This is a genomic window from Arthrobacter sp. TJ-58 (assembly GCF_058269295.1).
In genome coordinates this window covers 381925-399961 of record NZ_JBZCNM010000002.1, presented here as the reverse complement: position 1 = coordinate 399961, position 18037 = coordinate 381925, and the positions used below count along the sequence as shown (strand labels likewise).

Sequence of the window (18037 nt, the reverse complement as noted above, 5' to 3'; positions counted from 1 at the left end):
CCGTTCGGTGGCAGATACTGGATTCGAACCAGTGAAGGCGTTGCCAGCTGATTTACAGTCAGCCCCCTTTGGCCGCTCGGGTAATCTGCCGAACATCTTCGCGATCAACCTCTTCGCAGAAGACTGCCGCAAGCGACTGCGGCTCAAATAACTTTACAGAACTTTTGCCCAAGATACGAATCGAGACCCAAACCCCTGTTCTGCGGGCCCCAAACACCGTGCTTCGACTACAGCCCGCGGGAGATCCTGGCCTGTATCTGCGCGTAGAAAGAGTCGGCCTGCTGCTGTGTCACCGATCCCCAGGCAACAGCATTGGCCAGGTCCTCCCGGATACCGGAAAGGCGCTTCGCTGCGGCACCTGCTGAGGCCGCATCAACATCGCCGGTTTCCGGTGCGGCGTCGTCGAAACCCTCGACCGGTGCCAGGAAGGACCGCAGCTCGGCCGCTCCGGCAGGGGCTGCGGAAACGCCGACGCCGGTGATGGAGACGGCTGCCAGAACGGAACCGGCTGCGGCGGTGCGCAGCTTGCTCAGCTGGGTGCGGCGGCGGCCTGCTTCTGCGGGGACGTTTGCGGTGTCAGTCACCCCCATACTGTCGCCCGCCAAAATGGGACAAGTCCCGGCGTTGCCTGAGCGCAGCCTGTGAGGGCTGCCACGGATGCCCGGAGCTACTAGGCTGGGAGCAGGAGAAATACAACTACTGCAAGGAGCGCCCATGGCCAGCGAGTCATCATTTGATGTTGTGAGCAAGATCGATAAGCAGGAAGTTGCCAATGCCCTGAACCAGGCGCAGAAGGAATTGTCCCAGCGCTACGACTTTAAAGGCGTGGGCGCCGAGGTGGACTTCAGCGGGGAAAACATCCTGATGAAGGCCAACTCCGAGGAGCGCGTGAAGGCGGTCCTGGACGTCCTGCAGTCCAAGCTGGTCAAGCGCGGCATTTCGCTGAAGTCCCTCGACGCCGGAGAGCCGTTTGCGTCGGGCAAGGAATACCGGATTGAAGCCTCCATGAAGGAGGGCATCGCCCAGGACCAGGCGAAGAAGATCAACAAGATCATCCGCGATGAAGGCCCCAAGGGCGTAAACTCCCGCATCCAGGGCGACGAACTGCGTGTGACCTCCAAGTCCCGCGATGATCTTCAGGCCACCATGGCACTGCTCAAGGGCGCTGACCTGGACGTTGACCTGCAGTTCATCAACTACCGCTAGGCCTTCCGCGGTTCACCCGCCGTCCCCCGGGACCCGGTGAACCAGTGAAAGTACGACGACGGCGCCGCTCCCCTTCCGGGGTGCGGCGCCGTTGTCATGCCCGGGCCGTGCCCGGGCTCAACAGGCCCCCCCCGTGAATCCTTCGTGCAGATAAGGGGCTCAACAGGGCCCGCCATGAATCCTCTGTACAGATAACGGGCTTAACAGGGCTCGCCATGAATCCTCTGTACAGATAACGGGTCCAAACGGCCCAAAAAGCTCCGAATAACCCCTTCATCTGTACTAAGGAATTTTCATAAGCCCGTTATCTGGACGAAGGATGCCTTGGGTCCGGTTTCGCTCCTAGAGCTGCACGTCTTCGCCGGCGGGGCCATCTTCGCCGTAGTCGCGCAGAGCGGTGCCGCCTACTGCTTCCCCCATCCAGGTCAGCAGTTTCCAGCTGCCGCGCGCGCCTGTGCCGTCGTCGCCGTCGCCGTCGCCGTCGCCGTCAACGGATTCCATCACGGCCACGCCGGTGTTGCTAAGTGCGTTCTCCACGATGAAATCCGGCGGCGTATTCGCGGCACGGGCGGTGGACCAGGCACGGATCATCGCGCCGTGGCTGACGATCACAGGGTTCTTCAGCCCGGATGCCCGCAGCTCATCGATGACGGCGTCGAACCGGTCAAAGGTCTCCCTGCCGTCGGGGCCGCCGGGCATCCGCACATCGAGGTCACCCCGGACCCAGCTGTAAATGGTCTTGAGGTAGGCGATGATGGCGTCGCGGTCATTGCGCATTTCCAACTCGCCGGCGGAGACCTCGCGCAGGCCGTCCCGCACTTCCACCGGCAAGCCCAGCGCAGCCGCCAGCGGACCGGCGGTGTGCTGGGTGCGAACCAAGTTGGAGGTGAAGATGCCGTCGATCGGCTCTCCGGCCAGAGCGTGAGGCAGGGCAGCCGCCTGGGCGAGCCCCAGCTCGGTCAACCCGGGGCCGGGCTCTGCGGTATCGAGGAAGTGCTCAACGTTGGAGGGGGTCTGGCCGTGACGGATGAGGATGAGACGCATGGCCCTGAGCCTACCCGCCGACCGCCGGCTCGCCGATCCCCGGCCAGGAGTCATGCCGGGTCAGGAGTCATGCCGTTCGGGTGCCGGGCGAATCGAGTGCCGCGAGTCAGCTGCCGAGCGGCCGGCCGGCCATGTTTTCCAGCCGGCGGATGCGGTCGGCCATGGGCGGGTGGGTGGCCATCAATCCTCGGACCCCGTTGCGGAACGGGTTCGCGATCATCAGGTGCGACGTGTTGACCAGCCGCTGGTCAGTGTTCGGAAGCGGTGCGCGCTGAGTACCGGTCTCCAGCTTGCGCAGGGCAGAGGCGAGCGCCAGCGGATCGTCGGTGAGCTTGGCGCCGTCTTCATCGGCGTCGTATTCCCGGGTCCGGCCAATGGCCATCTGGATCAGGGAAGCGGCGAACGGAGCCAGGATCGCCATGGCAATCATCGCCAGCGGGTTGGCGTTGCGGCGGTCACCGCCGCCAAAGAAGAGCAGGAACTGGCCCAGCGAGGTAATCACGCCGGCGATCGCAGCCGCCACGGAAGAGGTCAGGATGTCCCGGTTGTAGACGTGCATGAGCTCGTGGCCCAGAACCCCGCGCAGCTCACGTTCATTGAGCAATGCCAGGATCCCCTGGGTGCAGCACACTGCGGCGTGCTGGGGGTTGCGACCGGTGGCAAAGGCGTTGGGCGCCATGGTCGGCGAGATGTACAGCCGGGGCATCGGCTGGCCGGCACGGGCGGAGAGTTCACGCACAATCCGGTACATCTCCGGCGCCTGAGCTTCCGTCACGGGGACGGCCCGCATGGCGCGGATGGCGAGCTTGTCGCTGTTCCAATAGCTGTACGCCGTGGTAGCCAGCCCGATGAACAGAAAAATCCAGATGAAGCTGGAGCTGCCTGTTCCGCTGGAGAGCAGGGCGCCAATGCCCAGCAGCACGGCGAAGAGCACCCCGAACAGGGCTGCGGTCTTCAGTCCATTGAAATGTTGGTGCACGTGGGTGATCCTTCCTCGGCGGATCGGGGCGCAGCACTGCGGGCGACGACGACGGATCCGCGAAACATCAGTCTATCCACCGGTATCAACGCTCCACAGGGTGGGAGTGTTCCGGACGGCCCGGGTGCCGGAAACGTGCTCCGAAAAGACTGTTACGGCTCCGGATGCCGGGCGTCGTAGCGGGCGAAATTCGGTTGGCTCCGGGCCAGGACAGCCACCAGCGCCACGCAGACCAGTCCCCCGATGACTGCTGCCCAGCCTTCGCCGAGGAAGGACGCGTCCACGCCGGCCACCAGGTCGCCGAGGCGCGGGCCGCCCGCGACCACCACCACAAAGACGCCCTGCAGCCGTCCGCGCATGGCATCCGGGGTGGCTGACTGCAGGATGGTGGAGCGGAAAACGCCGCTGATCGAGTCTGCGATGCCGGCACAGCCCATGGCGACGGCGGCGGGAATCAGCCAGGCGGTGGGTTCGGCGCCGTCGTTGTGCCCGGCCATCACCACCACCACACCGAAGGCGGACACGGACAGGCCCCACGCCACCACTGACCACAGCACCGCCAGGCCCTGCCTCCGGACCGCGCCCAGCGGGCCGGAAAAGAGGCCGGCAAGGAAGGCGCCCACTGCGGTGGCGGCCAGCAGCACGCCCACCGTGGTGGCGCCCCCGCCCAGCAGGACCGCGCCGATTGCCGGGAGCAGGGCGCGGGGCTGCGCCATGACCATGGCCGCCAGGTCCACTATGAACGTCATGCGGATGTTCGGCCGGGTGGCCAGGAACCGGAAGCCCTCGAGCACTGACTTCAGTCCGGCTTTCTGGACCTCTCCGATGGGCGGCATCGGGTCCAGCCGGTACAGCGCCCACATGGCGGCGGTAAAGGTGACGACGTCGATCGTATAGGTCCAGCCGTAACCGACCCGGGCCACCAGGACCCCTGCCATCAGCGGGCCGATGGTCATGGCCAGGCCGAAGGTGATCATGCTCAGGGCATTCGCGGCCGGCAGCAGCTCCGGCCGGACCAGCCGGGGAATGATGGCACTGCGCGCGGGCTGGTTCAGGCCGCCGGCCCCGGCATTAATCGCCACCAGCGCGTAGAGCAGCCAAATGTTGCCCAGGCCCGCCCATGCCTGCGCTGCGATGCCGATGGTGGAGCCCCAGAGCAGCAACGAGGAAAAGAGGGCCACCTTGCGCCGGTCGTAGGCGTCCACGATGGATCCGCCGTACAGGCCGGCCACCACCAGGGGCACCAACCCCACCAGGCCAAGCAGCCCGACATAAAGACTGGACTGCGTCAGCGAGTAAACCTCCAGGCTGACGGCCACCAGGGTTAGCTGGGTGCCGACGGCGGAAAGCGCCGTTCCGGTCCAGAGCCGGCGGAAATCAGGGCTTTCACGCAGTGGACTGAGGTCAGCGAGGAGTCTGGGCACCCGAGCAGTCTAGACCGGCGCGGGTGCTGTTCCGGCCGCGGAAGTCCGGGGCGGGCGGCGGCTGTCTTCCGGAACCGTGCGCGTCAATAGACAGCATGCTTAGGATAGGGGAAACGCCGCTGTTGTCTTACCCGGGAGGCCAGATGTTTATTCGGAACGTTGCGGAGGGCATCCACCGCATTGAGCACGCCTACGTCAACACCTATCTTGTGGAGGACGAGGGCGGGCTCGCCATCATCGACGCCGGCCTGCCGGGCATGTGGCCGGAGCTGCAGCGGGCCGTCCGGGATCTTGGCTACGGGCCGGGGTCGGTCACTGCTCTGGTCCTGACTCACGCCCACTTTGACCACGTGGGATCCGCGGCCCGCATTCGCAAGGAATTCCGCACGCCGATCCTGGTGCACGACGACGACCGGTACATTGCTGCCCACCCCTACCGGTACGAGCACGAAAACAACCGGTTCCTGTATCCGGTCCGCTACCCCAAGGCGATTCCCTATCTGGGGGCAATGACCCTGGCCGGGGCGCTGAACGTCCGCGGTGTCACCGACGTGCACAGCTTGGACTCCGGCACGGGCGCCAGCCTTCCCGGCAAGCCCCGGGTCCTCCTCACTCCGGGTCACACCGCAGGCCACGTGGCCCTGCATTATCCGGACCGGAACGTGGTGATCTGCGGAGACTCCCTGGTGACCCTCAACCCGTACACAGGGGCAAAGGGACCGCAGATTGTTTCGGGCGCCGCCACCGCCAACAGCCCGCAGGCCCTCGCGTCCCTGGAACGGCTTGCCGAGACCGGCGCCGGCATGCTGCTGACCGGACACGGCGAGCCGTGGACGGACGGGGCACAGTCGGCCGTGGAGCAGGCCCTGGCGCGCGGGGCGTCCTAGTTCCTGAGTCCTAGTTCCCGAGTCCCAGGTCCCGAGGCCTAGTTCCGGCCGCCGTCCGGTTCGCTGGACACCGAGCCGCCGGCTGACGAGCCGTTCCCTGCGTCTGCATCAAGTTCCCGCTCCAGAACCTCCAGCAGCCGGGGATCTCCGATCGGCCGGAAGTGGCCCATGGTTTCCAGCTGGACGTTCCGCGCCCCGGGAAGACGGCTGCCGCCCGGAATGTGCGGGTCAAAGCGGCTGTACACCGAGGTAATGCGGGAGTTGATCTCCCTGCTGTCCTGCAGCCGGCGCAGGAATTTGTTCCGCGGCGAGAAGGCACGGATGGACGGCACCAGGAAGAACGTGGCGTACACGGATCCGGAGAAGGGGGTGTTGATGGCCACCATGCGCTTTACCCGGCGGCTGCCCTCCGGCAGGAGCATCAGCTCCTTTCCGATCAGCCCGCCCTTGCTGTGCGCCACCACCACGGCCCCGGTCAGGTCCCGCTCCACCAGATACTGCTGCACCAGCGCCGCCATGCGGTCAATCCGGCCGCGGTTGTAGCCCAGCGGCGCCACCGTGTGCACCGGATGGCCCTGCGCGGACAGCGCCTCGGCCAGCGGGCGGAGGAACTGCCAGTTTTCATATACGCCGGGAATCAGGATGACCGGAGGCTTGCGGGCTCCTCCCTCCGGCGTCAGATACGCTGCGGGATCCGTCCGGAAGAGGAAACCGTTCACCTGCCAGTACCCCACGTACGCGTAGTCCACGGCCCAGGCGCGGGCGTACGTGAACCACCTGCGCCAACGCTCCGGGTTCCGTTGCCGCCGGTTCACTGCGGAAGGGCTGCTTTCCGCAGCAGCGCAGCCGTCCCCGACGGCTCGGTGAACATGCACACGTGGGCCTGCCCCGGCATTTCCACGGCAACGGCCCCCGGCCGGGCGGCGGCCAGTTCCCGCAGCCAGCGGGAGGGCACAATCGGATCACGGGTGCCGCGCACCAGGGTCACCGGCACCGTCACCTCGCCGATGCGCTCCTCCAGCCGGTGCCCCACCATCTTCGGCAGGGTTTTCAGATACCAGCGGGGGCCGGCCCGCAGATAATCAGTGAGCAGGATCCAGTTGACGGCCGGGGGTTCGCGCAGGCAATCCTGCGCCAGCCGCAGGCCCTGCAGCACGGCATGGCGCTCGCCGCTGTTGATTGTGGGGCTCAGCAGCACCACGGACGTGACCAGCTCCGGGGCGCAGATCGCCATTTCCGTTACTACCTGGCATCCCATCGAATGGCCCACCCACTGCGCGGAGCCGATTCCCGCAGCGCGCAGCGCCTCGCAGTTGATCCGGGCGAAGTCCGCCATTTCCAGGCCCCTGCCCGGACTCGGAGCGGAGCCAAAACCCGGCATTTCCAGGGTGTGGACCGTGGCGGTCCGTGCCAGTTCCTCCACCAGCCGGGAGTAGTAGCGCCCGGACGCTCCAATCCCGTGCACCAGCACCACGTGGTCGGCGCCGCCGCCGTAGGTGCGGATGTCGACGTCGTACTCCCCCACCTGCACCCGCTGATGGACCGACCGCATCTTGGTGCCCGCCAAAGGATTCCCCTGTCATCTGTTGCGCCGTGTCCAAATACCTGAACAAGACTAGTGTGCCACCCCGCGTCTTATTATGAATTATTCATAATAAGTGGTTAGCTGGGGGACATGACCTCAACAGCAGCCTCCGCCAAGACCACCGCCAAGTGGTCCGAAGAGCTGCGTGCCCACGGACGCCGGGTCACGAAACAGCGGCTGGCGGTCCTCACCGCCGTCGAACAGTTCCCGCATGCGGTGGCCGACGACGTCGCTTCCGCAGTGCGCACCGAGCTTCCGGACATCAGCCTGCAGTCGGTCTATGTGGTCCTGGCGGACCTGACCGAGACCGGGCTGCTGCGGAAGATTGAGCCGCCGCACTCACCGGCCCGGTACGAGACCCGCGTGGATGACAACCATCACCACGCCATCTGCACCGGCTGCGGCCGGATCGAGGACGTGGACTGCGCCGTCGGGCACGCACCCTGCCTCACACCGGAAAACACCCACGGCATGACCATCCAGATTGCGGATGTGCTCTACCGCGGACTCTGCGCCGACTGCGCAGCAAAAGCTTCCTGACTTCCCCAGCATCACCTGAAAGAAAGAGAGAGTATGTCGAATTTCACCACCACCCAGACCGGCACTCCGGTTGGCAGCGATGCCAACTCGCTGAGCGCCGGACCCAACGGAGCCATTGCGCTGCACGACCGTTACCTGGTCGAGAAGCTCGCCCAGTTCAACCGCGAGCGGATCCCGGAGCGCATTGTCCACGCCAAGGGCGGCGGCGCATTCGGTGAATTTGTTGTCACTGAAGATGTCTCCAAGTACACGCGTGCCGCTGTCTTCCAGCCGGGCACCGTAACGGACACCGTTCAGCGCTTCTCCTCTGTGGCCGGTGAGCAGGGCTCCCCGGACACCTGGCGCGACGTCCGCGGCTTCGCGATGCGTTTCTACACGTCCGAGGGCAACTACGACATCGTCGGCAACAACACCCCGGTGTTCTTCATCCGCGACGGCATCAAGTTCCCGGACTTCATCCACTCCCAGAAGCGCCTGCCGGGCTCCGGCCTGCGCGACGCTGACATGCAGTGGGATTTCTGGACGAACTCCCCCGAGTCCGCACACCAGGTCACGTACCTGATGGGTGACCGCGGCATCCCGACGTCGTGGCGCGAAATGCCCGGCTTCGGCTCGCACACCTACCAGTGGATCAACGCCGCCGGCGAGCGTTTCTGGGTGAAGTACCACTTCACGTCCAACCAGGGCAACCACGAGATCAACGGTGCCGAGGCTGAGAAGATTGCCGGCGCGGACGCCGACTATTACCGCCGCGACCTGTACGAGGCCATCGCCGAAGGTAACTTCCCGTCCTGGGACCTGCACGTTCAGGTCATGCCGTACGAAGATGCCAAGACGTACCGGTTCAACCCGTTCGACCTGACCAAGGTCTGGCCGCACGCGGACTACCCGCTGATCAAGGTGGGTACCCACACCCTGAACCGCAACCCGGAGAACTTCTTCGCGCAGATCGAACAGGTTGCCCTGTCCCCCGCGAACCTGGTTCCCGGCATCGACGCCAGCCCGGACAAGATGCTGATGGCCCGCATCTTCTCCTACCCGGATGCACAGCGTTACCGCATTGGCGCCAACTACAACCAGCTTCCGGTGAACGCACCGAAGGCACCGGTTAACAACTACTCGCAGGACGGCGCCCAGCGTCACTTCTTCAACTCCCCCGAGACCCCGGTCTACGCGCCCAACACCCTGGGCGGCCCCGTAGCCGATGCCGCACGTGCCGGCGAGGGTTCCTGGGAGAGCGACGGCTCGCTGGTTCGTGCCGCCGCTACTCTGCACTCCGAGGACAGTGACTTCGGCCAGGCCGGCACGCTGTACCGCGAGGTGTTCGACGACGCCGCCAAGGAGCGTTTCCTCGAAACGATCACCGGTGCCGTCTCCGGCGTTCAGCGCCCGCACATCCGCGAAGCCGCGATCCAGTACTGGACCAACGTTGACGCGACCCTGGGCGAGAAGCTGCGCCTGAACCTGGCCTCCGGCGACACGACGCCGATCGAAAAGGCTGAGTTTGTGGGCGTTGCCGAGTAATTTCGGTTAGTTCCACACCTCGGGCTTGAGCCCGGACACTAAAGAGCGGCCGGCCCCTTCGGGGGCCGGCCGCTCTTGTCACTCCCCGGGATGGCAGAACGTGCACGTCCCAGCGCTCAGAGACGCACCTCCTGCCATGTCGCGCTGCCGGGGAGGGGCGTCTCGCGCTAGCGGTTGGGCCAGTACCAGATGATCAGCATGGTCACGAGGAAACCGGTAAGGAAATTCAGCTTCAGGAACCGCTTCCAGCCGGCATTGGCCCGCTCGGAATCGGCATCCGAGATTCCCAGGAACGGCAGCAGATTCAGGATGTACGGCAGTGCCAGCAGTCCGCCAAGCGGAGCCGGCCAGGGGGTCAGCAGCATCAGCAGGCCGCCGGCGAGGTAGGCAGCTGCCGCAATCCGGACCACGGCTTTCGCGCCGAGCACCGTGGCGATGGAGCTGATGCCGCCTTCACGGTCCGGCACCACATCCTGCACGGCACCAAAGGCCTGGCTGGCCATGCCCCAGAGGAAGAACGCCCCCAGCACGGCCCACAATCCGGGAGTGAACACGGCTCCGGCCAGGACCAGCCCGTAGACCGCCGGTGACACAAAGTGGGTGCTGGAGGTGATCGAGTCCAGGAAGGGACGTTCCTTGAAGCGCAGCCCGGGCGCACTGTAGGCGATGACGGCAAACACGCTGACGGCCAGCACCAGCCAGGACAGCGGGCTGCCCAGCAGCACCAGCGCGATGAGGAACGGCACATTCGTGACCAGCGCAGCCCACAGGGTGACGCGGTGGAACCCGCGGTCCAGCACTGCCCCCTCGACGCCGCCCTTGCGGGGATTGTGCAGGTCCGACTCGTAGTCGAAAACGTCGTTGATCCCGTACATCGCAAGGTTGTAGGGAATCAGGAAGTACAGGGTTCCCAGCACCCAGGTCAGGTCGATCCGTCCGGTGGTGATCAGGTAGACGGCAGCAAACGGATAGGCCGTGTTCACCCAGGACAGCGGCCGGGAGGAGACCAGCAGCATCCGCAGCGTCGAGCCCGGGGTCCGGGTTGATGTGCTCACTGGTTCTCCTTGGTGTTCGCGGCTGGATCGGTGACGTCGGCTGGATCGGTGACGTCGGCTGGTTTGCCGACGGCGGCGCTCTTGCGCGGCGCTCCCCGTCGGCCCAGCAGCATCCACAGCGCCGGCAGCAGCATGACCGCAGCCAGAGTGTAGGCGAAGTCTTCCAGCGGTGCGCTGCCCAGGAAGGCTCCGGAAATCCGTTCCGGGTTGTACCCGAACAGCCCGGCGGCAATCATCACGTTGTCGAAAACGGCGGTGAGGACCAGCAGGACGACGGCGGTGATCCCCAATGCGGCCAGGACGCCCTTTCTGCCCGGTCCGGGGACGGTGCGGCGCAGCAGCGCGAGGATCAGCACCGCGGCTGCCGGAATCAGGAAGACGGCGTTCAGCGCCCAGTAGGTCACCGGTTCACGTCCTGCCGGGAGGCGCGGCGCAGCACCATGGAGACCAGGCCAAACAGGACCATCGTCAGGTAGCAGAGGAAGGCCAGGAAGAAGACCTCCTCGACGGGCAGATGCGGGGCCAGGACGAGGCCGAGCATGATGGGGGTTTCACCGCGGTAGAAGATGTCCAGCCCAATGCCGCCCAGGTCCCACAGCAGGAAGAACGCCAGTCCGATGACCGTGACCAGTGCTGCCCGCCGCGCGTCAGCGAAAAAGAAGAGCTTAAATCGGTGGTCCAGAAGCCCCATGCAGGCAATTGAGGCCAGCAGCAGGAGAAGGTAGAGAATCCCCACTACGCGCCGCTTCCCGCGGCCCGGAACGTGCGGGACTGTCCCGCACCCCGGCCGGAGCCGCGGCCCGGAACCGGCAGCTCTTCGGTGCTGGTGTCTCCGCGCAGGCGCTTGAGCACCAGCTCGGCGCTGATCAGGCACATCGGCAGGCCGATTCCCGGAAGCGTGGAACCGCCGGCGTAGAGCAGTCCGTCCACTTTGCGGCTGGCGTTGGAGCCGCGGAAGAAGGCGCTTTGCTTCAGGACGTGGGCGGGGCCGAGCAGTGTTCCTCGCCAGGAGTTCAGGTCCGTGACAAAGTCCTGCGGTCCTACGGTTCTGCGGACGGTGATCCGTTCGGCGAGGTCCGGGATGTTGGCCCACTCGGAAATCTGGGCGATCACGGCGTCGGCCATCCGCTCGATCCGCTCGTCGCCGTCGCCGTCCATGCCGCCTGCGCCCAGCGACGGATCCGAGGGCACCGGCACCAGGACGAAAATGTTTTCAAACCCCTCGGGGGCGGCGTCCGGGTCCGTGGCGCTGGGCCGGCAGACATAGAGCGACGCCGGATCCGGCACGGAGGTTTCCTTGCCGAAAATCTTGCCGAAGTTCTCTTCCCAGTCCTTCGTGAAGAGCAACGTGTGGTGGGCCAGGGACGGCAGCTCTCCCCGGACGCCCAGATGCAGCAGCAACCCGCCCGGGCCCGGAATACGGTGTTTCCAGTAGCTTTCCGGATAGGTCTGCAGGTGCGGCGGCAGCAGCGAGGTTTCCGTGTGGTGCAGATCTGCGGCGGAAACCACCAGGTCCGCGTCCAGGACCAGTGCCTGCCCGGCGACGTTGGTGTATTCGACGCCGGTGGCCCGGGCAGCGGGGCCCCGCCGGAAACGGCTCAGGCGTCTCCGGCCTGCCGGGATCGCAGCCGGCTCCGTGGTGAGGATCCGGGTAACGGTGGCATCCGTGCGGATGATGACGCCCTCCGCGGCGGCCAGGTCAGCGATGACACTGATGAGCCGCGTGAACCCGCCCATGGGATAGAGCACGCCGTCGGCCAGGTCCAGCCTACTCATCAGGTGATACATGCTGGGCGTGGTGAACGGGGACGAGCCCAGGAACACCGCCGGATAGCCCAGGATCTGGCGGATCCGGGGGTCCGTAAACTTTCCTGCCACAAAAGAACTCAGCGGCTGCAGCAGCAGCTGGGCCAGCCGGGGGCCGCGCTTGAGCACATCGGCGCGCAGCAGCGGCAGGAAGGAAGCGAAGGTGGAGTACAGGAAGCGCTTCTTGGCCATGTCGTACACATCCACGGCGGAATCCAGATACTTTTCCAGCTTGGCTCCGGCGCCGGGCTCGAGGGATTCAAACAGCTTGACGTTCTCGGCGCGGGTGGCGGCAATGTCCACCGGCTCCTCGGCCCCCTCAAACAGGACCCGGTAGCCGGGATCGAGCTGGACCAGGTCCAGCTGCTCATCCGCGGAGGTGCCCATCAGGGCAAAAAAGTGGTCGAAGACTTCGGGCATCAGGTACCAGGAAGGGCCGGTGTCAAAGCTAAAACCGGCGCTCTGCCAGGTCCCGGTGCGCCCGCCCGGTACCGGCTGCTTCTCCAGCACGGTGACGCTCAGGCCTTCCCTTGCCAGCAGCGCGGCGGTGGCCAGGCCGGTGATGCCGCCGCCAATGACGACGGCGGTGCGGGGCGGTGCGGGAACGGTCCTGCGGGTCATGGTTGCCTTCCGGCCTTGGTGCGGCGAAGCGCCGGGCGGCGGACGCGGTGGGTGAGGAGAACTTCGGTGGCAATGCGCAGCTTCACCGGGTTGGGCACCCGGATGCGGGTGCTGCGCAGTTCGCTGGCCGGGGTGGCGCGCAGCCGGCGGGATAGTTCGCTGAAGAGTTCCTGCGCCAGTGCGACGGCGGCGCGGGCCGACGACGGGAGCTCGGCGATGGCGGCTCCGGAGACCAAAAGGTCCGCGTCGATGTCATCCAGCAGCCGGTGTTTGTCCGCCTCCGAAAATGACGCGACGCTGACGCCGGGAAAATAGCTGCGGCCGAGTTCATCAAAGTCGGCGGCGAGGTCGCGGAGAAAATTGACCTTCTGGAAGGCCGCTCCCAGGCGCTGGGCGCCCTCCCGCAGCCGTTTGGCGCGGTCCTCGCTGACCTCGGTGCCCTCCAGGAAGCAGAGCAGGCACATCAGGCCAATGACCTCCGCCGAGCCGTAGACGTAGTCGTCAAAGGACTTCGGGGTGTGCTCGGCGCGGAGCAGGTCCGCCCGCATGGAACGGAAGAAGGGGACCGTCAGTTCCTCGGTGATGCCGGTGCTCCGGGCCGTCTGTGCAAAGGCGTGCACCACCAGGTTCACGCTGTAACCGGTGCGCAGGGCCTGCAGGGTGTCAGCCTCCAGCACGTCCAGCACGCGGGCCACTTCGGCCGGCGGCAGGTCGGCAGCGGCTGCCACGCCGTCCACGATTTCGTCTGCGAGGCGCACCAGCGCGTAAATGCATTCAATCTGCAGCCGGGTTCCTGGCTCCAGCAGCCGCGAGGCCAGGCCAAAGGACGTGGAGTAGGAACGGATCACCACGGACGCCGTCTCCGCCGCCACTTTGTTGTAAAGCGCCAGTCCGCTTTCCGGGGCCATCACCTACCGACCCCGGTTCACGGCGCCGGCGACGATGCGTTCCAGCACCAGGCGCAGCGACGGCGGAATGGACGGGCAGTCCAGGTGTGACCGGGCGCGGTCTGCGTATTCCTCCGCCAGGGACCGGGCATAGTCACGGGCGCCGGAGCTGATCAGCAGTTCCCGGGCACGGTCCGCTTCCTCGGCGGTCAGGTCCGGGCAGCCGATCAGGTGCGAGAGTTCCGGCCAGGCTTCTCCCCGGGCTGCATGGGCAATGAGGACGGTGCGCTTGCCTTCGCGCAGATCACTCAGGTTCGATTTCCCGGTGGCGCTCTCTTTGCCGAAAACCCCCAGCAGGTCGTCCACCAGCTGATAGGCAATCCCGGTGTCCCGGCCAAAATCACCGAGGGTGGCCACGGCGTCGTCGTCCGCTCCGGCCAGCACCGCGCCGGCCTGCAGCGGGGCTTCGAAGGAATAGACGGCCGTTTTCAGCCGCTCCATGTCCAGGATCTCGGGGATCTGCGGGGCTCCCGGGGAGAAGGAAAAGTCGACGTCGATCAGCTCGCCGGCGGCGGAAGCAAACACTGCCTCGTCGAGGATCGCGGCCAGGCGGAGCCGGGTGGCCGAATCCGTGTTCACGGTATCGAGCATCCGGAACGCTCCCACCAGCGCCAGGTCCCCGGCGATGATGCCCGCCGACATGCCGCGGTGCCGGGCCGATTCAGCCGTCTGCCCGGAGGTCTCGGCCAGGGACCGGTAGGTGCCGGAGACGTTCTGGTGCCCGCGGCGCATGAAGTCCAGGTCGATGACGTCATCGTGCACGATCAGGGCGGTGTGCAGCAGTTCGAAAGCCGCACCAACTCTGGCCGCTGCCTCCGTGTCGGTGCCGCCCAGATGCTGGTAGGCAGTCATCAGGATGCCCGGACGGACCCGCTTGCCGCCGGCAGTGGATTTTTCCAGTGTTTCCCAGAGGCTAAGGTAGCTGGGACTGAGTTTGGCCGCGCGAAGCTTCGCCTGCCCAAAAAATTCCTGCAGGACACCTTCCACCTGCTCACGTCCGATGGCTGGGTCGAGCAGGGGTTCGGTCTCCATAGGTCCAGTAAACACGGTGAATATACGGAGGAGAAATGGCGCAACGCGGAGAACTGGTAGTTCTTGTGGATCCGGATGGCACGCCCGTTGGAACCCAGGAAAAATCCACGGTCCACACCACTGACACGCCCTTGCACCTGGCGTTCTCCACGCATGTCTTCAACCGAGCCGGCCAGCTGCTGGTGACCCGCCGCGCCCTGGGCAAGCTCACGTGGCCGGGAGTGTGGACCAATTCCTTCTGCGGACATCCGGGACCGGGAGAGTCGACGCAGGACGCGGTCCTGCGCCGGGCGGACCGGGAACTCGGGCTGGTGCTCGCTCCGGAACAGCTCACGCTTCGGTTGCCGGACTTCCGCTACCGGGCCGTGGACGCCTCCGGCATCGTGGAGCATGAGATCTGCCCGGTCTACACGGCCGTGACAGATGCAGACCCGGTGCCGGCAGCGGATGAAGTCATGGACTGGCAGTGGGCTGACCCGCTGGCCCTCGCCGAATCCGTACGGCTGACTCCCTGGGCGTTCAGCCCCTGGCTGGTGCTGCAGCTGCCCCTGCTCTATCCGCAGGTTTTCGCAGCCGGCAACTCTTCCCTGCCGGCGTAGCGGCGCGGCCAGCGCACCCACGGAGCCTCGGCGGGCCAGTGGGCGCGCAGGGTGTGGAACGCCCGCCGGAATCGCCGGCGAAGGTTTGCCGTTCCAATCAGGGCCCGCGGCGCCATTCCCACCACAAGGGTCCGTTCAAAACGGCAGTCATACCGCTGGCCGAGGTGCAGGCTCAGGCATACGTCGTCGTGCATCTCCGGGTCATGCCGGTGCACCTCGGAGCGGACCCGTTTCCACACCGAGGCCCGAAGCGCCAGATTCGAGCCGAAAAGCGGCAGATGGCCCAGCGCCGAGCCCATCGCGAGGTAGTAGGACCCCAGATACAGCACGCTGAGAACGCCGCCCAGCGGCTTGGCGAAACCGTAGAAGGAACCCGGTCCCGAGAGCGCTCCGAGGGCCGGGGCAGCGGCAAAGGTTTCTGCTATCCGCTGAACCCAGTCCGCCGGCAGGAGGCAGTCCGCGTCACAGCGCGCAATAATATCGCCGGCCGCCGCGTCATAGCCTGCTGCGGCCGCGGCCGGGATTCCCGGCTCCGCTTCGAAGACCACGCGGGCACCGAACCGGCGGGCGACTGCGGCGCTGGAATCGGTGCTGTTGTTGTCCACCACCACTACTTCGTGCGGTGGGATCGTTTGCCCGGCGAGGGAGGACAGGCAGGCTTCCAGGGCGGCTGCGTCATTCAGGCAGGGGATCACCACGCTGACTGTGGGAAGGACGGCAGACATGGGGGAAGTCTAACGCGCAGCTCTGCTTCCCCGGCACGGCACCTGCCTCACGGGCCGGCCTGCCTGCCGCCGGTGTGCGTGCTGCGATAGCGTGAGTCCATGATCGACGCACTCCTCCGCCGCCCCGCTGGTTCCGGAGAGTTCTTCGCCGACGGCGTGCGGCTGCTGTGCCTGTTCAGTCTCGCCGCTGCCGCCCTCTGGTACGGACCGGTGGATGTGGCCCTGTTCCTGCTGGTTCTGATGGGAACACTGATTTCCCGCTGCCTGGATATTTCCCGGCTCTTCGACGGCATTTACGGCCTGACCCTGCTGGCCGCGGCCTGGAGCAGCGTCCTGAATCTGTATGCGCGGGTGGGCTGGTGGGATCTTCCGGTGCATTTCGCCGCGACCGCCGTGATTGCCGCCATGACGTACTTCCTGCTGTCCCGGCTCGATGGGGTGCCTCTTCCGGCGGATCGTTCAGCGCCTGCCCGGGCACGCTTCGCGGTTCCGGTCCTGGTCCTGTCCCTGGGGCTGGCGGTGAGTGTCCTGTGGGAACTCGGCGAATGGTGGGGGCATTCCTACGTGGACTCAACCATCAACGTCGGTTACCAGGACACCATGGGTGATTTGGCTGCCGGCGGCCTTGGCGCACTCCTTGCCGGGATCGTCATGAGCGTCTCGGCGCACCGGTCCGGTGGGCCCGGCGGATCACCGCTTCAGGAGAACCCGCGGCCGCTGCGCCGTCTTCGGAGCTGACGGGGCAGCACAGGGGAAGAGCCGGCGTCGCAGCGCGGCGCCGGCTCTTGCCGTGAAATGCGTTAGGTGCGAGACCTAGTTGCGGATGTACTTCTCATGGGCGGTATGGGCACGGGCCACCTCGGCACGGATGTCCTCGATGTCCTTCACCTTGTCCCGGTACTTCTTGTCCATCTGGGAAATTTGCCGTTCCTCCTCGCAGAGGGCGGTGTAGATGCGCTCGCGTTCGCCGTCGTCGGCCGTGTAGGACAGGTCCAGATAGGCGTTGGCATGCCGGCGGGCGTTGTTGACCGCTGTTTGTGCCTTGCCCGCCGGGCTGACGAGCGAGGCGATGACGGTGATCACCAGGATGCCGACAATGACGCTGAGCGACAGTCCGGTGCTGATCTCGACAACCTCCACGTGCTGGCCGTTGTTGATGAAGCCCAGGGTGTTTTCATGCAGGGCGTGCAGCACCAGCTTCACGCCGATGAAGGCGAGGATTGCGGCCAGGCCAATGGAGAGGTAGATCAGGCGGTCCAGGAGGCCGTCGATCAGGAAGTAGAGCTGACGCAGGCCCATGAGGGAGAATGCCGTGGCGGTGAAGACGATGAATGTGCTCTGGGTCAGGCCAAAGATGGCGGGAATGGAGTCCAGGGCGAACAGGATGTCGGTTCCGCCGATGGCCACCATGACCAGCAGCATGGGGGTCAGGACCTTCTTGCCGTTTTCCATCGTGAACAGCTTGTCGCCGTCGTAATGGTCAGTGGTGGGGAGGACCCGCTTGGCGATGCGGATGATGAAGTTGTTCGCTTCATCCTTCTCCCCCTCCGGCTTGAGCAGGTTTCCGGCGGTAATCAGCAGGATCAGCCCGAAGATGTAGAAGACCCAGGAGAAGGAGTTGATCAGTGCTGCACCCAGGAAGATGAAGCCGGTGCGGGCAATCAGGGCAAACACGATGCCAAACAGCAGCACCTTCTGCTGGTCCTCGCGCGGAACCCGGAAGCTGGCCATGATGATCAGGAAGACAAAGAGGTTGTCCACCGAAAGGGCCTTCTCGGTGATGTATCCGGCGAAGTATTCCGCACCGTCTGTGGGTCCGCTGAAAACCAGAACCATGATGCCAAAGAGGACGGCCAGGCCCACATAGATGGCCGACCAGACGGCGGCTTCCTTGAGCGTTGGAATGTGCGCCTTGCGGATGTGGAAGAAGTAATCGAAGGCCAGCAGGCCCAGAATGACGATGATCGTCACTCCCCAGATCAAGGGGGAAACAGTCATGGATATCCACTTTCGTAGGGTCGTGAAAGAACCATAGGTCTCTCCGGCGCCCTTGTGAATGGGTG

General features: G+C 65.6%; 20 protein-coding genes and 1 tRNA gene. 6 read left to right on the top strand and 15 right to left on the bottom strand.

Translation table 11 applies throughout. The features are described 5' to 3' along the window. Positions 1 to 8: 8 nt before the first annotated feature. Positions 9 to 90: transfer RNA gene (locus AC4D2W_RS08050), tRNA-Tyr, on the bottom strand. Between the two features lie 137 nt (positions 91 to 227). Further along, positions 228 to 584, bottom strand: coding sequence for a hypothetical protein (locus AC4D2W_RS08045; RefSeq protein WP_490926399.1), 357 nt, complete (start codon positions 582 to 584; stop codon positions 228 to 230). A gap of 130 nt (positions 585 to 714) precedes the next feature. Here AC4D2W_RS08045 and AC4D2W_RS08040 point away from each other — a divergent pair, with 130 nt between their 5' ends. Next, positions 715 to 1206: a YajQ family cyclic di-GMP-binding protein gene (locus AC4D2W_RS08040; protein ID WP_341393307.1), complete on the top strand. Its 492-nt coding sequence runs from the start codon at positions 715 to 717 to the stop codon at positions 1204 to 1206. Positions 1207 to 1548: 342 nt separating this feature from the next. On the opposite strand, the gene AC4D2W_RS08035 is transcribed toward AC4D2W_RS08040, so the two are convergent. The 3 genes from AC4D2W_RS08035 to AC4D2W_RS08025 all read right to left on the bottom strand — a co-directional run bounded on the left by AC4D2W_RS08035 (position 1549) and on the right by AC4D2W_RS08025 (position 4653). Continuing rightward, a complete protein-coding gene (locus tag AC4D2W_RS08035) occupies positions 1549 to 2250 on the bottom strand; it encodes a histidine phosphatase family protein (protein ID WP_490926398.1) in 702 nt (233 codons plus the stop codon). A gap of 106 nt (positions 2251 to 2356) precedes the next feature. Further along, the gene (gene htpX / locus AC4D2W_RS08030; RefSeq protein WP_490926397.1) at positions 2357 to 3229 is read right to left on the bottom strand and encodes a zinc metalloprotease HtpX; all 873 of its coding nucleotides are present in this window, start codon (positions 3227 to 3229) and stop codon (positions 2357 to 2359) included. Between the two features lie 152 nt (positions 3230 to 3381). Beyond that, complete coding sequence (locus AC4D2W_RS08025) at positions 3382 to 4653, bottom strand: MFS transporter (protein WP_490926396.1); 1272 nt, start codon at positions 4651 to 4653, stop codon at positions 3382 to 3384. Positions 4654 to 4796: 143 nt separating this feature from the next. Between AC4D2W_RS08025 and AC4D2W_RS08020 the strand changes: the two genes are divergently transcribed. After that, complete coding sequence (locus AC4D2W_RS08020; RefSeq protein ID WP_490926395.1) at positions 4797 to 5540, top strand: MBL fold metallo-hydrolase; 744 nt, start codon at positions 4797 to 4799, stop codon at positions 5538 to 5540. A 38-nt stretch (positions 5541 to 5578) separates the two neighbouring features. On the opposite strand, the gene AC4D2W_RS08015 is transcribed toward AC4D2W_RS08020, so the two are convergent. Next, positions 5579 to 6355, bottom strand: a complete 777-nt coding sequence (locus AC4D2W_RS08015; protein WP_490926394.1) for an esterase/lipase family protein — start codon at positions 6353 to 6355, stop codon at positions 5579 to 5581. Then, on the bottom strand, positions 6352 to 7107 hold the full coding sequence (locus AC4D2W_RS08010; protein WP_490926393.1) for an alpha/beta fold hydrolase: 756 nt from the start codon (positions 7105 to 7107) through the stop codon (positions 6352 to 6354). Before AC4D2W_RS08010 ends, AC4D2W_RS08015 begins: the two co-directional genes overlap by 4 nt. A 108-nt stretch (positions 7108 to 7215) precedes the next feature. Here AC4D2W_RS08010 and AC4D2W_RS08005 point away from each other — a divergent pair, with 108 nt between their 5' ends. Beyond that, a complete protein-coding gene (locus AC4D2W_RS08005) occupies positions 7216 to 7665 on the top strand; it encodes a Fur family transcriptional regulator (RefSeq protein ID WP_490926392.1) in 450 nt (149 codons plus the stop codon). A gap of 33 nt (positions 7666 to 7698) precedes the next feature. Further along, the gene (locus AC4D2W_RS08000) at positions 7699 to 9189 is read left to right on the top strand and encodes a catalase (protein ID WP_490926391.1); all 1491 of its coding nucleotides are present in this window, start codon (positions 7699 to 7701) and stop codon (positions 9187 to 9189) included. A gap of 167 nt (positions 9190 to 9356) precedes the next feature. Here the strand turns inward: AC4D2W_RS08000 and AC4D2W_RS07995 are convergent, their stop codons facing one another. From AC4D2W_RS07995 to AC4D2W_RS07970, 6 genes are read right to left on the bottom strand one after another with little or no spacing between them, the layout of a single operon-like run. Further along, positions 9357 to 10205, bottom strand: a complete 849-nt coding sequence (locus AC4D2W_RS07995) for a prenyltransferase (RefSeq protein ID WP_490926818.1) — start codon at positions 10203 to 10205, stop codon at positions 9357 to 9359. 35 nt (positions 10206 to 10240) lie between these two features. Beyond that, positions 10241 to 10648, bottom strand: coding sequence for a lycopene cyclase domain-containing protein (locus tag AC4D2W_RS07990; protein WP_490926390.1), 408 nt, complete (start codon positions 10646 to 10648; stop codon positions 10241 to 10243). Next, positions 10645 to 10980 carry a lycopene cyclase domain-containing protein gene (locus AC4D2W_RS07985; protein ID WP_490926389.1) on the bottom strand — a complete coding sequence of 112 codons (336 nt, stop codon included), beginning with the start codon at positions 10978 to 10980 and terminating at the stop codon, positions 10645 to 10647. Before AC4D2W_RS07985 ends, AC4D2W_RS07990 begins: the two co-directional genes overlap by 4 nt. Continuing rightward, positions 10980 to 12671, bottom strand: coding sequence for a phytoene desaturase family protein (gene crtI / locus AC4D2W_RS07980; RefSeq protein ID WP_490926388.1), 1692 nt, complete (start codon positions 12669 to 12671; stop codon positions 10980 to 10982). Before crtI ends, AC4D2W_RS07985 begins: the two co-directional genes overlap by 1 nt. After that, a complete protein-coding gene (locus AC4D2W_RS07975; protein WP_490926387.1) occupies positions 12668 to 13579 on the bottom strand; it encodes a phytoene/squalene synthase family protein in 912 nt (303 codons plus the stop codon). The genes crtI and AC4D2W_RS07975 overlap by 4 nt, the downstream gene beginning before the upstream one ends. 3 nt (positions 13580 to 13582) lie before the next feature. Then, complete coding sequence (locus tag AC4D2W_RS07970; protein WP_490926386.1) at positions 13583 to 14650, bottom strand: polyprenyl synthetase family protein; 1068 nt, start codon at positions 14648 to 14650, stop codon at positions 13583 to 13585. A 35-nt stretch (positions 14651 to 14685) separates the two neighbouring features. Between AC4D2W_RS07970 and idi the strand changes: the two genes are divergently transcribed. Continuing rightward, a complete protein-coding gene (gene idi / locus AC4D2W_RS07965) occupies positions 14686 to 15249 on the top strand; it encodes an isopentenyl-diphosphate Delta-isomerase (RefSeq protein WP_490926385.1) in 564 nt (187 codons plus the stop codon). On the opposite strand, the gene AC4D2W_RS07960 is transcribed toward idi, so the two are convergent. After that, positions 15204 to 15974, bottom strand: coding sequence for a glycosyltransferase family A protein (locus AC4D2W_RS07960; RefSeq protein WP_490926384.1), 771 nt, complete (start codon positions 15972 to 15974; stop codon positions 15204 to 15206). The two genes, idi and AC4D2W_RS07960, sit on opposite strands and share 46 nt — an antisense overlap. A 99-nt stretch (positions 15975 to 16073) precedes the next feature. Here AC4D2W_RS07960 and AC4D2W_RS07955 point away from each other — a divergent pair, with 99 nt between their 5' ends. Then, positions 16074 to 16712: a DUF2238 domain-containing protein gene (locus AC4D2W_RS07955; protein WP_490926383.1), complete on the top strand. Its 639-nt coding sequence runs from the start codon at positions 16074 to 16076 to the stop codon at positions 16710 to 16712. A gap of 75 nt (positions 16713 to 16787) precedes the next feature. Here the strand turns inward: AC4D2W_RS07955 and AC4D2W_RS07950 are convergent, their stop codons facing one another. Beyond that, the gene (locus tag AC4D2W_RS07950) at positions 16788 to 17972 is read right to left on the bottom strand and encodes a TerC family protein (RefSeq protein ID WP_490926382.1); all 1185 of its coding nucleotides are present in this window, start codon (positions 17970 to 17972) and stop codon (positions 16788 to 16790) included. Positions 17973 to 18037 lie beyond the last annotated feature (65 nt).

What these genes read in the sequence shown, in the direction of transcription:
- AC4D2W_RS07970 (WP_490926386.1), bottom strand. Translation starts at nt 14,650, where the DNA reads ATGGAGACCGAACCCCTGCTCGACCCAGCCATCGGACGTGAGCAGGTG.
- AC4D2W_RS08020 (WP_490926395.1), top strand. Translation starts at nt 4,797, where the DNA reads ATGTTTATTCGGAACGTTGCGGAGGGCATCCACCGCATTGAGCACGCC.
- AC4D2W_RS07950 (WP_490926382.1), bottom strand. Translation starts at nt 17,972, where the DNA reads ATGACTGTTTCCCCCTTGATCTGGGGAGTGACGATCATCGTCATTCTG.
- AC4D2W_RS08035 (WP_490926398.1), bottom strand. Translation starts at nt 2,250, where the DNA reads ATGCGTCTCATCCTCATCCGTCACGGCCAGACCCCCTCCAACGTTGAG.
- AC4D2W_RS07955 (WP_490926383.1), top strand. Translation starts at nt 16,074, where the DNA reads ATGATCGACGCACTCCTCCGCCGCCCCGCTGGTTCCGGAGAGTTCTTC.
- crtI (WP_490926388.1), bottom strand. Translation starts at nt 12,671, where the DNA reads ATGACCCGCAGGACCGTTCCCGCACCGCCCCGCACCGCCGTCGTCATT.
- AC4D2W_RS07960 (WP_490926384.1), bottom strand. Translation starts at nt 15,974, where the DNA reads ATGTCTGCCGTCCTTCCCACAGTCAGCGTGGTGATCCCCTGCCTGAAT.
- AC4D2W_RS08000 (WP_490926391.1), top strand. Translation starts at nt 7,699, where the DNA reads ATGTCGAATTTCACCACCACCCAGACCGGCACTCCGGTTGGCAGCGAT.
- AC4D2W_RS07975 (WP_490926387.1), bottom strand. Translation starts at nt 13,579, where the DNA reads ATGGCCCCGGAAAGCGGACTGGCGCTTTACAACAAAGTGGCGGCGGAG.
- idi (WP_490926385.1), top strand. Translation starts at nt 14,686, where the DNA reads ATGGCGCAACGCGGAGAACTGGTAGTTCTTGTGGATCCGGATGGCACG.
- AC4D2W_RS08040 (WP_341393307.1), top strand. Translation starts at nt 715, where the DNA reads ATGGCCAGCGAGTCATCATTTGATGTTGTGAGCAAGATCGATAAGCAG.
- AC4D2W_RS07995 (WP_490926818.1), bottom strand. Translation starts at nt 10,205, where the DNA reads ATGCTGCTGGTCTCCTCCCGGCCGCTGTCCTGGGTGAACACGGCCTAT.
- AC4D2W_RS08005 (WP_490926392.1), top strand. Translation starts at nt 7,216, where the DNA reads ATGACCTCAACAGCAGCCTCCGCCAAGACCACCGCCAAGTGGTCCGAA.